The sequence below is a fragment of the Streptomyces sp. NPDC059832 genome, assembly GCF_042731715.1.
Lineage (GTDB): Bacteria > Actinomycetota > Actinomycetes > Streptomycetales > Streptomycetaceae > Streptomyces.
This window is the reverse complement of sequence record NZ_JBHWIY010000001.1, coordinates 55304-67835: the sequence shown is the minus strand read 5'-3', so window position 1 is coordinate 67835 and position 12532 is coordinate 55304. Positions and strand designations below refer to the sequence as shown.

Genomic DNA, 12532 nt, shown 5'->3' with positions numbered 1-12532 from the left:
GAATCGGGGTGCCCGCCGCTCGTGCTTCTGGAACTGGAGGACCCATGAACCCACCTCACCATCAGGACATCGGGTGGGACCCCTTGGCGCGTACCGCGAACACGAAGCGACGCGGCCTCCTCGGCCGCTGCCCTGGCTCCGGTGTCGGCTTCGATTGGCAGTTCGCGCCCTGCACGGGGCAGCCGAGCACGGGGACCATCCAGGTTGGTGAGTGTGCTGGACATCCAGGGGCACGAGCGGAGGACTACCTCCTCGGCGTGACCACCGACGTGCCTGTCGCCGTCCCGGCTGTTCCCCGTGATCGATTGAATACGGCTGCTCAGGGCATAGGGGGCGTGGCTAACGCCCGTAGCGGGCGTGCCCTATGTGCCACACGTAGGAGGCTGCGACGGCTTCCACGGCGCGAGCGTGATCCGCGAGTGCGTTCTTGCTGTTGACGGCGAGTTCGGTGATGCGAAGGCGTGCGGTGGCGGCTCGGTCCTCACACATGCGGGAGGCCAGGCGGAACGCCTCTTCGAGGTCGCACTCGCGGTGTCGGATCAGCAGTGTCGGCAGGCTCAGAGGAGTCGGGCCACCGTGATCCGTCTCCTTCGCGTACGAGGCGAGGTCGTTGATCCACCCGGCAAGGTCGGCAACCGCCTTCTCCAGTTCCTGTATCGCTGCCGAGGCTCGCTGATCCTCGGTCAGTTCGTAGCCGAGCGCGACTTCCGCGGTCGCCATGACGGTCCGGACGAAGACTGTGTGTGGCCGCATCGCGCAATAGTCGCTCAGGGTGACCTTGTCGAGTCTGTCGAGGTGATGGGCCTCCCAGAGGATGCCGAAGAGGTTGTCCCGCAGGTGCGCGGTGAGCCGCAGGTACTGCGTGGGCGTGGCCCGTTCCCGGAACCGGTGCAGGAGGTCCCGCAGGGCGGCGATGTAGGCGTCGTCATCGGCCGCCGGCTCGTCGTGGCCGGCCAGCAGATGGACACACTGACTGATGCGGCGGACCAGACGGGCGGTGTCACGGCCTCCTTCGGCCTCGCCGTGTACGTCGTCGAACGCGGTGAGCCACAGAAAGAGATCGGCGCAGAGGAACACGCCCTCCCGGTCCGCCGTGGGCAGGACCCGAGCCACCCCCCGGGCCGTGATGTCGCAGAGGGCCTTCGCCTCGCCGGGTGAACCGATCAAGGGGAAGGTCCGGAGCCAGTGGGTGGTCTGCTCCTCGATGGCGCCGGCATACGGGCTGGTGGCGAAGGGGCCGGGGAAAGAGTCCCGGAGGTCGGGCATCGGCAGGGTACGCGCGTCCGAGCTGCGGGTGTGGCTCACGCGGCTGTCCCCGCGACGGCCCGCTGCCTGGATTCAGCGACCATGCGGGGGTCCGACGGGTGCACGGTGAGCAGCCCGATCGGCTCGACTGTGGCGCCGGGAACGGGCCGCAGCCGCCAGCGGGACGCGATGAACGCCGTGATGACGATCGCCTCCGTCCAGGCGAACGCGTCGCCGATGCACATGCGTTTTCCCGACCCGAAGGGGATGAAGGCTCCCCTCGGCGGTTGGGGGCGCTCCGGCAGCCAGCGGTCGGGGTCGAAGCGCAGCGGGTCGGGGTACAGGGCCGGATCCCGGTGCAGTGCGTAGGGACTCCACAGCACCTGCTCCCCCGCCGGGAGGCTGACCTGCCCGAGGCGCACGGGCTTGGTGGCCTGCCGGGTCACCAGCCAGCCGGCGTGGTGCAGGCGCAGGGTCTCACTGACCAGTCTGCGGGTGAAGGCGAGTTGAGGGACGTGCTCGGCGGTGATCGGGCCCTCTCCGACCACGGAGTCGACCTCCTCGTGCAGCCTGCGCTCCAGCTCGGGGTCGCGGCCCAGCTCGTGGAACAGCCAGGCCAGCATGACTCCCGTGGTCTCGGAGCCCGCGGCCAGCAGCCCGATGATCTCCGACAGGATTTCGTTGTCGGGCAGTGGCGCACCGGTCTGGTCTCGGGCCTCCAGGAGCAGCGTCACGAGGTCGTTGTGGGCGCCGGGGTCCGCGCGGCGCTCCGCGATGATGTCCGCCACCTCGCTGCGCAGCAGGCTGCGGGCGGCCTTGAGCCGCCGGTTGCTGCGGGTGGGCAGCCGTTCCAGGGAGGACACGGGCACCATGGTGCGCCAGATGGCGGCCGTGAAGACCGTGTCGACGGCGTCGAGGATCGCGCGCGCCCGCTCTTGCTCCGCGCGGAAGGAGCACAGCACTGACAGGGCCACGTCCTGGGCCATGAGCCCCATCACGGTCTTCAGGTCGAGCAGTTCCCCCTCACCCCAGGCCGTGATGGACGGCTCCACCGTTTCCCGCATGGTGTTGACGTACCCGCTGATCTGCTCGCGGTGGAAGGCGGGCTGGAGCAGGCGGCGCCGACGCAGGTGCGGCTCGCCTTCCGCGACCGGCAGGGCCGACTGACCGAAAAGCTTGAGCTTCTCGCCCAGCAACCCCTTGGAGAACGAGCCGGACTTGCTGGTGAGCATCTCGTGGATCAGCTCATACGAGTTGACCACGGTCACCTTCTTGGGACCGACCGACATACGGACGATCGGCCCGTATGTGCGCAGGCGTTCGATGAACTCCAGGCGGTCTTTGATCAGGGGTACAGCGTGCCCGATGAGCGGCAGCCGCCCCGGAGCGGTCGGCGGAACGTCCACGTCGGCAGTCACATCTATGTCGGCAGTCACATCTATGTCAGGAGTCACGCGTCCGTCCTTTCCATATCTGCTTCCGTACATGCGGCTGCACGACGTGCCCGCAGCAACTCCTGCGCAGCGAGCACCTCCGCTTCGATCACCGCGGTGGGCGCATAAAGGGTTTTGTCGTGCCACAGGGCGGGGTGCTGGTCGCTGGGGTGCGAGGCGGCGTGCAGATACGTTTCGGCGAGGTCCAGGGCCCGGGTGTGCTGCGGCTGCGGTGCGGGGGTGGCGGCGCTCAGCAGGATTTTGACGGCGTATGCGGTCTCCTCGACGGTGCCGCCCCACACGCCCCAGGAGCCGTCGGCGCGCTGAGTGTCAGTGGTCCACGCGGCAGCGCTCTGGACAGCCCTGGACGCGTGGTGGCCGCCGTACTGTGCGAGCGCGGTGACGCTTCGCGCGGTGGCGTAGTAGGGGGAGGCATGCCACTTGTCGGTCCAGTGTCCTTCGGGTTGCTGCCGGCCGGTCAGCCAGTCGCACAGCTTCGCCGCTCGGGGGCCGTATGTGTGCTCCGCCGTCGGGCAGCCCCGCAGGTAGCTCACGAGGGCCTGGAGGGCGTGGGCGTTCGCGGTGACCGATCCGGTGTCCTCGCCGATGTAGCAGTCGTAGTGGCTGCCGTTGTGGAACAGGTCCAGCGGTGCCGGGTCGTACGGCAGGCCGACGAGCGAGGCAACCAGCACCGCCATGGCGGTGTCGTCGGCATCGGTCATGAGGCCGGGCGCACCGCGCACGCCTTGCGGATCGTAGATCTCCTCGGCCCACCCACGGACCGTGGGCAGAGCGGCAGCGGGCAGGTGGGCGCGCGCCAGCGCGGCGGCGACCCATAGCCGTTCGACCACGCGGAGGGGCGCAGCCTCGGGGAAGAGACCGCCGTAGCGCTGCGCCACTGCGGTGAGGTCGGCGACGGCCTGCGCGGTAGTGGCAGGTGACCGCGTTGCCCGTGCCGCGGTGGCGGCCGGCGAGCTGCCCAGCAGGCCTTCGACGTCAGGGACGAGAGACTGCGGTATGTAGCTGTCCATGCCTTCGAACGTGTGGTGAAACTTGACGGGCAGGCTGCCCGCCGACTCGTACCGCCTGGCCACGGAAGCAGGTGCCGACGCGTGGAAGCCGCCCGGAACCGGCAGCCGGGGGCCACCGAAACCGGGCATGTCCCCGCCGGTGATCAGGGAGCCCAGCTTCTCGTTGATCTTGGCTACCAGGCTGGGTACGAGTATTTCCGCTGCGGCCGTGTCCGGCCACGGGCCCACCGATGGCAGCGACCGCAGTACGTCGAGGCCCCTGTTCACCGCGGTCGTGAGCCGGCCGGTGACCTCTGCTGACGCGGTGCCCCTTCGCAGGACCGCCAGCGCGGCCTCCACCCCGCTGAGGGTCGGCAGGAGCCGGTAGCGCAGCGGTCCCTCCCCCCAACTGCCGTCGGGCGCCTGCTGTTCCAGCAGGTACGTGATCCGCCGTGGCTCGTCGGGCAGCCATGGCGCCGCCGAGAGGACGCGGGCCGTCTCGTACAGGGAAGGACGGACGCTTCCCCATCTGTCCTGGTCGGCCCTGGCCACCAGGCTGGTGGCTCGTTCGGCGTAGGACGTGCCGATGGGCGTGCTGATGCTCATGGGGCGACTTCCTCCTCGGGATTCTGACTGGTGGAGTGCGGCGATGCCTTATGCCTGCCTGGCCGTTGCGTCCAGGGCGAGCCGGCGCAGGGAGGCTGTGGCACTTCCCGGGAAGGGAGCGTCGTCCAGGGCGGCGAGGGCGGCGGCCCGTCGCGTGGTGATCATTTCCTCCACGGTCTGCCGGGCGCCGGTGGAGTTCAGGATCGTGCGGACCGCGGCGGCGTGTTCCTCGTCGAGGTCGCTTCGGCCGACGAGCTCGCGCAGTGTTTTCAGTTCGGCCGTGGAGGCTCGCTGGACCGCGAGCGCCATCAGGACGGTGGCCTTGCCTTCGCGCAGGTCGTCCAGTATTGGTTTGCCCGTCTTGGCGGGGTCACCGAAGACCCCGAGCAGGTCGTCCCGCAGCTGAAACGCTTCTCCTAGTGGTATGCCGAAGGCGGTGCAAGCATCGAGTACGGGTGGGGTGGCTCCGGCCGCTGCCGCCCCTATGTGCAGGGGCCGTTCTATGGTGTATTTGGCCGTCTTGTATCGAATGACATGCAGTGCCGTATCCACGTCGCCGGTAAGGCGGCCGGTGGTCTGCAAGTCCAGGAGCTGGCCGTACATGACCTCGCTCCGCATTTCGGCCACCAGAGGCAGCACCTGTGCCAGCCGCCCCGGGCTGAGGTCCGCTGTGCGCAGGAGCTCATCGGACCACACCAGGGCCAGGTCTCCGAGAAGGACGGCCGCACCCAGACCGTGCGCCTCGGCCCTGCTGCCCGGACCGCCGCTGTCGGTGTACGCGGTGGCCAGTGCACGGTGGGCGGACGGCCGGCCGCGGCGGATGTCGCTGTCATCCATCACGTCGTCGTGCACCAGGGCGAACACCTGGAAAAGTTCGAGGCTGGCGGCAGCGCGCACGGCAGCAGTCATGTCGCCCGTTGCTCCGGCGGCTTGCCATCCGTACAGACACAGCAGAGACCGCAGCCGTTTTCCGCCGGTCAGGAGTCCGCGCAGGGCGGTGGTCAGGTAGAGCAGCTCGGTTCCTGGCGCAGCACTTTCCTTGGTGTCCAGGAATCCGGTCAGAGCCGCGCCCACCTGCTGTCGTAGGGAAGAGAGGTCGGGCAGTTTTGTGGGAAGGGTTTGTGTCACTGGCGGTTGATCCTCTTTCGTTCGAGAACCGCCATCGCGGTTCCGTTCTTGCAGAGGACGGGGCCAACGGACCCGCGTCTCCTTCCTAGGGCTGTCGCGGTGGTGCCGGCCGGCTCCCGGGCGGCACCACCGCGACGCGACGATCGACGGCAGGTGATACGGCTGCTACGCCTGGGACCTGCCTGACGTCGGGGCCGACGGCGTGTCCCGCTCGGGGCAGGAGGGGCTCCGGCTCCAGGGAGTGGCCCCGTCGGCGTCGGGGGTCAGCGGGGTGAACCGGGCCGGGAGCGCGGTGAGCGTCCGGTGGACAGCCCCAGGGCGGTACGTCAGCTTGTCGGCGGGAACATCCAGTTCGATGTCCGGCAGGTAGGTCAGCAGCCTCTCGATGGCGGCGGTGGCGATCAGCGTGGCGACGTCACGGGCGGGACACGCATGGGGCCCTGCCGCGAAGGCCAGGTGCGCCTTGTTCCCGGAGCGGTAGCCGTCCGCCGGCATGCCCGAGTGGGGGCAGGTGTTGGCAGCGGCGTACGACACCATGACGGGCGAGCCTGCGGGGATGCGAGCGCCGTGGAAGGTCACGTCCTTCTTGGGGAAGTGGACGCTGAAGTTGGCCAGCGGCGCGTCGTGCCACAGCGCGTCATCGATGGCGTGCTGGATGGGCAGGCTCCCGGTGGTCAGCGTGCCGAAATACCGGTCGTCGCTGAGCATGCGGACGAGCGTGTTGGCGATGAGGTTGCCCAGTGGCTCGTTCCCGGCCCCGAGGGTGATGAGGATCTGGTTGACGGCCTCTTCCTGGTTCAGCCCATTGGGATGATCGATGAACCAGGAGGTCAAATCGTGGCCGCGCTGTGCCGCCTTGGTTCCGTAGAGCGTTTCGAGGTAGGCGCCGAACGACTGCCCGCCCACTGCCTGTGTCTCCGGATCGTTGTCCATCATCGCCCCGAGCGCCCATACGAGCCGCCGGCCCTCCTCGTCCGGCATGCCGAACAGAGCATTGAAGACCATCAGGGGCAGCTGCTGCGCGTACTGGCGGACGAGGTCGACCGTCCCGGTATCGGCGAATTCCTGGAGCAGCGTGTCGGCGAAGCGGAATGTCAGCGCACGCACATCACTGGGATCCAGGAGACCGAAGCTGTCCGTGATCACACGTCGCAGGTGCGCGTGTGCCTCGCCGTCGGCGAAGAACAGACTCGGCCGCCACTCCACCAGGGGCCGGATCGGGCTGTCCTCCGGCACCTGCGGCAGCCAGCCCCGGGTGTCCTTGGTCCACGTATCAACGTCCTGGAGGAGATCGAGGGCGGCCCGGTAGTCGGTGACCAGGTTGACCACGACACCGGGGGCCACCTCGGCTACGCCGACCGGTCCCTGTCGGCGCAGCAGTTCATAGCTGCGCTGCGGGTTCGCGGCGTGTTCGGCCCCGTGCAGGGACACGGGGGCTTCGGCTGGTGTGAGCGTCACGAGGCTTTGACTCCGGCAACGGATATGGAATGGGCGGTCAGTTGGGCGAGGGCGTGCAGGCCGCTGTTCTTCTCTCGTGCGTCACAGGTGACCAGTGGTGTCTCCGGGGCGAGGTCGAGCTTCGAACGGATGAGCGCCAAGTCGTACTTGGGTGAGTCAGGGAAGACATTGACAGCGACGGCGTACGGCAAACCGCGCTCCTCGATGAGTTCCATCACCTCCCAGGAGTCCTTGAGCCGCCGGGTGTCGACCAGGACGAGGGCACCGAGTGCTCCGACCGCGATGCCTTCCCACAGAGGAAGGAAGCGGCGCTGCCCGGGAGTTCCGTACAGGTACAGAACGTATTTGTCGCCCGGCAGGGTCAGACGGCCGAAGTCGATGGCGACCGTGGTGGTGGTTTTGTCACGCAGGACATCGTGACTGAGGTCGTCGGTAGCGACCGCCGCGTTCGTCATGACCTCGTCGGTGTGCAGGGTCGGAATCTGCGACAGCGACTTGACCACAGTCGTTTTACCGATACCGAGCGGGCCGGCGACAAGGATCTTGATCCTTCGGTGTTCCCCCTCAGGCAGGTAGACGGGAGGCGAGCTAGGCGGCAAGGAGAGCGTGGAGTCCACTCAGAACCTCTTCCAGGACTTCTTTCGACGGTCGGCCATCGTTCGACGCGCGCAGAGCGTCCGGAATCGGAACGGTGGCTTTTAACTGACCGTCACTGACAAGTTGTTCGGCGAGCACCAGAGTCACGCTCACCGGGAGGCCGAGATAGCCGGCCAGTTCGACGACGGTGAGAGATCCACCGGTCAGCAGCTCGATCACGCGCTGGTGCACCGCAGTGTGGTACCTGGCGAGCGGCAGACCACTGGCACGCAGAGCCGCCAGCGAATCGAGGGTGCCCGAGAGGCCGGCGCCGGGGCTGGTTCCGGTGGCAAGGTAGGCCGGCAGCAGCCGTCGCTGTTCCTGGCCGCGGCTCATGACGCCCCGTCGCTGGTACGAGCGGGAACGGACATGATCTGTTCGCCGAGCTTCATTGCCTGGCGCGCCATGGTGGCCGCGACCACCCCCATGGGCATGTCCTCATCGCCCGCTGCCGCGATCAGGGTGTTGGTTCCTTCGCCGACCGGCATGACCATGTAGATACCCCGGTCGTTGTGTGAGGTGACGGTCTTGAGCGGAGTGCTTCGAGGGGCTCCCAGAACGGCGTTGGTGGCGGCGCGGGAGGCGGAGTGCAGCGCGGCGGTCATCGCACCGATGCCGTCTGCCTCGTCCTTGGTGAGATCCTCGGAGATGGCCTGGACCATCCCGTCGAGAGTCATGGTCAGGGCGTGCCGGACACCACGGATTTCGGTGATGGGCTTCAGGACCCAGGCGGACGGGCCGGTCTCTTCGTGGGCTTCAGGCATGGTCACAGTGCTGACTCCGAATCGGTGACGGACCGGTCGCCGGTGAGGCCACTTTGGAAATCGCTCCACATGGCACCGGTGTCTTCCGGGTCCAAGGGGCGGGGCGCTGCGGCGGCGGCCTCATCATGGGTGGCTGTCGCCGAGAAACGGCGGCGGCGCTGCGGCAGCGCGGCCGCGCCGGTCGGCGCGGGCGGGTGTGCGGGCGAGTCGGCAGCGGCGGGCCGCTTGTGGGCCTGGGGCGCCACGGCAGGTTGGGGAGCCATGACCGACGGAGGTGTGGCGTTTTCGTCGATCGAGGTCAGCAAGTTCTCGGGAACGGACACCACAGCGCGCACCCCGCCATAGGGAGAGGAAGTGTCGATGGAGACATGGAGGCCGTAGTCGGCGACGAGACGGCCGATGGCGGCGAAGCCCATGGACGGCGGGTCGCCGAGTTCGAGGAGCATCACCTCCTGCTGTTCACCCGATATCAGGCTTCGGCCGCGGGCGAGCGCTTCCGAGGTCATGCCCTTGCCTGCATCGTCGATCGTGATGCACACACTGCCGTTGCCGGTCTGGACCAAGCCGACGTCCACCATGAGGTCGTCACGCGAGTGTTCCAGCGCGTTGGCCATCAGCTCGGCGCAGATCACCGCAACGGGTTCGGCCGCACGCCCGACTACGCCGATGTTGGAAAGGCCCAGCCGAGAAACGATGTTGATGCGGTCGAAGCCGCGCAGTCGGGAGGAGGCGCCACTGACGACCTCGCTCACGTAGGTGTCCTTGCGGACGTGACCCGGCCAGCCTCCGCACACGATGGCGGATCTCTGCGTGAGGCGCAGGTTCTGCTCGTTGATGTGGTCGGACTCAAGCAGGCTCTGCGTCAGACGGGGCGGTGCGCTGAACTCGTGCTGCAGACCCACGATATTCGTCTGCAACCGGTAGGAAAGGGCCTGGGACTCCTGAGTTGCGCCACGCAGGGCAGCCCTGGCCGCGGCGTCGATGCGGCGCCTTTCCTTGAGGACAATGCCGGAAACAGCTTCGGGCAGGGCGTCGAGGAGCTGCGCAGCCTCGGACCCCGCAAGGCTCTTGTGCAGCAGTCCGGGGACGGGGTGATGAGAGCTGATCAGGTGCAGTGCGAGAGCGGGAAGCCGATCGGAGACGAGGTGACGCACCTCGTCGAGAAGCTCCGCCTCACGGGTATCGAGTTCGTTCGTGCGGGCCTCTGCGGCCTGCCTGTTCTGCACCTCGGTCCGGGCGCGGCCCTCGGCAGCCTGCATACGGGAATTGGCGGCCTGCGCCTCCGCGGACAACTCTTTGCCCCGTCGTATGTGTGTGCGGCGCGAGCGTGCCAGGAGCAGCGCCCAGACTGCTAGGAGGAGAGACAAGACGCCGAGGGCAAGGGCGATTTTTGAGGACAAGGTCACGGAGGGTGGTCCTAGGGGTCGGTCGAGCCTTCGAAGAACGGCGCAGCGGTTCACTCCCCCGTAGGGGTGGTGAGTGCGGCCTCCGGAGAACTGGCGGACAGGAGAAACAATGTGGCAATTCGCGAATAGTGCGTGGACCGATTCGTGCAGGGCGAAGAAGTACCACCGCAGACAAACGGCTGCGAGGCCGAGCCGGGGCCCGGTGATCGCCCGAGCCGGCCAGGGCTCCAGCGGCGCGATCCCCACGGGCAGCATCGGCCGTCCGGCCGGCCCTTGCGCAACTCCCGGCCCCGGAAACGGTCGCAGGGCGGAGCCCGGCGAGAACGCGAATGAACAGGTGCATCGGAGCTCCGTTGAGGACTGCGAACGCCAGCTACATCTGGTGCTTCCCGCCATCGCACGCAGTCGACTCGCGGCCTTGCCACTTCCTAAAACGCGATCATCTTACTGGAGTTGATCTGTACACGGACCCTGGTGGGCCGCGCAGTTCCGAACCGGACGATCTTTGCTTGCTGGCTTCTCGCCGATCGCGCACGGCGTGGACAATGGCACTCCCCGGCAGCCCGCCGAGCGCGTCAGCTCCCAGCACGCTGAACTTGACAGAGAAGGCGACGGAGGGCGAGGCGTACGAATCGCGTCCGTCGGCCGGCTGTCGGTCATCTTCCTCGCGAACCGCGCCCTGCGGCACCTGTCCGTGCTGGACATCGTCTGGCTCGGACAGCCACGTGGTGACAACGCCCCGACCCCGGCATCGCAACTGGGCGAATTCCAGGGAACGTCGCAACACGTGATCACCGATGTGTGATGGCGAGCAGTCCAGACAGCCGCTCGGCCGGGACACCCGGCCGAGCGGCTGACGATCGTACCGTGCTGGGCGCCGGCAATCCCATCTGTCTCGGCCGGGGTTCGCAGACGGCTGAGGCTCTGATGGACTCACGTCATGACGACACCGCTGCCCCGCATCATGCGAGCACTTGAGCAGTTCCATGCTACCCACCCCTGGGATCACAACGCCCACTACCACCGATGGATCCTGCGCCGGCTCCCCAGACGTTTCAACAGCGCTCTGGACGTCGGATCAGGCAGCGGTGACCTCGCCAGGCTCCTGGCCTCACGGGCCCAAGCAGTGCACGGTATCGACGTGGACCCCACCATTGTCGCTCGCGCGCGGGAGCTCACAGCCCCGGCAGCCCCGGTGACCTTCTCTGTCGGAGACGCACTGAAGGAGGTACCGCCTGGCGCCTACGACGTCATCACATGTGTCGCCACCATCCACCACATGTCGTTCAGCAACGCCCTCACCCGCTTCCGACAGCACCTGGCGCCCGGCGGAACTCTGGTCGTCGTCGGCCTCTCCCGCCCGCAGTCTCGGAGCGATTACCTGATCGATGCCGTCGCCATTCCGTCGAATGTCGCCATGGCCTGGATCAAGAACAAGGGGCGCAAGGCGCCGCGACCAGCCTCGATGACCGCCCCGACCCGACCGGCGACCATGACCTTTGCAGACATCGTTCGCGACGCCCGCCAGGCGCTACCCGGCGCACGGCTGCGCCGGCGACTGTTCTGGCGCTACACGCTGGTCTGGCACCAACAGTAGGCGGTCGGCCTCACGGCTTGGCCTGGGGGCCAAAGGCACCGCGCGGAAGTCCTCTTGTGCTGCCGATGCCGATGCCGATGCCGATGCCGATGCCGATCCCGATCGCTCAGCGCAGCTCTTTCCATCCACGCGGACACGAGGCTGCCCTCGACGCAACGGTCAGGTTGCGCGACGAGAAAGCGGGTTGCTGGTGAAGATCGTGACGCGGATGCTTCCACCATGAAGATGCACGCAAACCAGCTGACGGTGTCACCCGAGACGGTGCGCACGTTGGTGGACCAGCAGTTTCCTGAGTGGCGGAGCCTGCCGGTCAGGAGCATCGCTGGGCAGGGCACGGTCAACGCCATCTTCCGCATCGGCGATCGGTTCGCCGCTCGATTTCCTCTTGAGTCCGCGGACGTCGAGTCGACGCGGCGCCGGCTGGAGGCCGAAGTGGAAGCGGCTCGCGAGCTGGTAGGCCGCACGCGTTTCCCTACGCCCGAGCCGGTCGCGCTTGGTGAACCCGGGGCAGGCTACCCGCTTCCGTGGTCGGTGCAGACGTGGCTGCCCGGGATCGTGGCCGTCAATGAGGACCCGGGGGAATCGTTTGCGTTTGCCCGAGACTTGGCCGATCTCATCGGCGATCTGCGCGCGATCGACACGCGTGGCCGCACGTTTGCCGGCGCGGGTCGGGGAGGCGCCATGCAATCCCATGACGCATGGATGGAGACCTGTTTCAGGCACAGTGAGCAACTTATGGATGTCCCTCGGCTTCGCCGCATCTGGGCAACATTGCGCGATCTGCCGCGAGGTGCAGCTGAGGACGTCATGGCCCATGGTGATCTGATTCCGGGCAACGTGCTCGTGTCCGCCGGTCGGCTTGCGGGAATTCTTGACGTCGGCGGCTTCGGGCCGGCTGACCCTTCTCTGGATCTGGTGAGCGCGTGGCATTTGCTCAAGGCTGGGCCGCGGCGGGTGCTCCGTGATCACCTGGGTTGCGACGACCTTGAGTGGGAGCGGGGCAAGGCGTGGGCTTTCGTTCAAGCGATGGGGTTGGTCTGGTACTACGTCGAAAGCAACCCGGCCATGAGTCGGATGGGTCAACGGTCCTTGGAACGTGTCCTGGCGGACAGATCGCCCGCGTGACCTGTTTGCCTTCCTCGAAACCCTCGGCATCCACGCCCCCGGCACCGTGCTCGCAGCCGGATCCGCCCGGCGCCACCCAGCGAGCTTCCCGGCCCGTTTCCGGACGTTGTCGAGTCACGCGCCG

12 protein-coding genes are annotated in these 12532 nt (G+C 67.6%); 3 read left to right on the top strand and 9 right to left on the bottom strand.

The window, feature by feature from the left end; translation table 11 throughout:
- Positions 1–339 precede the first annotated feature (339 nt).
- The 9 genes from ACFV8T_RS00295 to ACFV8T_RS00255 form a co-directional block, all read right to left on the bottom strand.
- On the bottom strand, positions 340–1305 hold the full coding sequence (locus tag ACFV8T_RS00295) for a terpene synthase family protein (protein ID WP_385322872.1): 966 nt from the start codon (positions 1303–1305) through the stop codon (positions 340–342).
- Positions 1302–2699 (bottom strand): cytochrome P450, encoded by a 1398-nt coding sequence (locus tag ACFV8T_RS00290; protein ID WP_385322871.1) that lies wholly within the window; start codon positions 2697–2699, stop codon positions 1302–1304. Before ACFV8T_RS00290 ends, ACFV8T_RS00295 begins: the two co-directional genes overlap by 4 nt.
- Positions 2696–4294, bottom strand: coding sequence for a prenyltransferase/squalene oxidase repeat-containing protein (locus tag ACFV8T_RS00285; protein ID WP_385322869.1), 1599 nt, complete (start codon positions 4292–4294; stop codon positions 2696–2698). Before ACFV8T_RS00285 ends, ACFV8T_RS00290 begins: the two co-directional genes overlap by 4 nt.
- 48 nt (positions 4295–4342) lie before the next feature.
- Positions 4343–5422 carry a polyprenyl synthetase family protein gene (locus ACFV8T_RS00280; protein ID WP_385322867.1) on the bottom strand — a complete coding sequence of 360 codons (1080 nt, stop codon included), beginning with the start codon at positions 5420–5422 and terminating at the stop codon, positions 4343–4345.
- Positions 5423–5587: 165 nt separating this feature from the next.
- On the bottom strand, positions 5588–6880 hold the full coding sequence (locus ACFV8T_RS00275; protein WP_385322865.1) for a cytochrome P450: 1293 nt from the start codon (positions 6878–6880) through the stop codon (positions 5588–5590).
- Positions 6877–7497, bottom strand: coding sequence for an ATP/GTP-binding protein (locus ACFV8T_RS00270; protein WP_385322864.1), 621 nt, complete (start codon positions 7495–7497; stop codon positions 6877–6879). The genes ACFV8T_RS00275 and ACFV8T_RS00270 overlap by 4 nt, the downstream gene beginning before the upstream one ends.
- Positions 7469–7852 (bottom strand): DUF742 domain-containing protein, encoded by a 384-nt coding sequence (locus tag ACFV8T_RS00265; RefSeq protein WP_385322862.1) that lies wholly within the window; start codon positions 7850–7852, stop codon positions 7469–7471. The genes ACFV8T_RS00270 and ACFV8T_RS00265 overlap by 29 nt, the downstream gene beginning before the upstream one ends.
- A complete protein-coding gene (locus ACFV8T_RS00260) occupies positions 7849–8280 on the bottom strand; it encodes a roadblock/LC7 domain-containing protein (RefSeq protein ID WP_331749558.1) in 432 nt (143 codons plus the stop codon). The genes ACFV8T_RS00265 and ACFV8T_RS00260 overlap by 4 nt, the downstream gene beginning before the upstream one ends.
- Before the next feature lie 2 nt (positions 8281–8282).
- Positions 8283–9539 carry a sensor histidine kinase gene (locus tag ACFV8T_RS00255; RefSeq protein WP_385322860.1) on the bottom strand — a complete coding sequence of 419 codons (1257 nt, stop codon included), beginning with the start codon at positions 9537–9539 and terminating at the stop codon, positions 8283–8285.
- Positions 9540–10191: 652 nt separating this feature from the next.
- Here ACFV8T_RS00255 and ACFV8T_RS00250 point away from each other — a divergent pair.
- From ACFV8T_RS00250 to ACFV8T_RS00240, 3 genes are all read left to right on the top strand, one after another.
- On the top strand, positions 10192–10491 hold the full coding sequence (locus ACFV8T_RS00250; RefSeq protein WP_385322858.1) for a hypothetical protein: 300 nt from the start codon (positions 10192–10194) through the stop codon (positions 10489–10491).
- 135 nt (positions 10492–10626) lie between these two features.
- The gene (locus tag ACFV8T_RS00245; RefSeq protein ID WP_385322857.1) at positions 10627–11283 is read left to right on the top strand and encodes a class I SAM-dependent methyltransferase; all 657 of its coding nucleotides are present in this window, start codon (positions 10627–10629) and stop codon (positions 11281–11283) included.
- Positions 11284–11502: 219 nt separating this feature from the next.
- Entirely contained in the window at positions 11503–12408 is a 906-nt protein-coding gene (locus ACFV8T_RS00240) for an aminoglycoside phosphotransferase family protein (RefSeq protein ID WP_385322855.1), read from the top strand.
- The last annotated feature ends 124 nt before the right edge of the window (positions 12409–12532 follow it).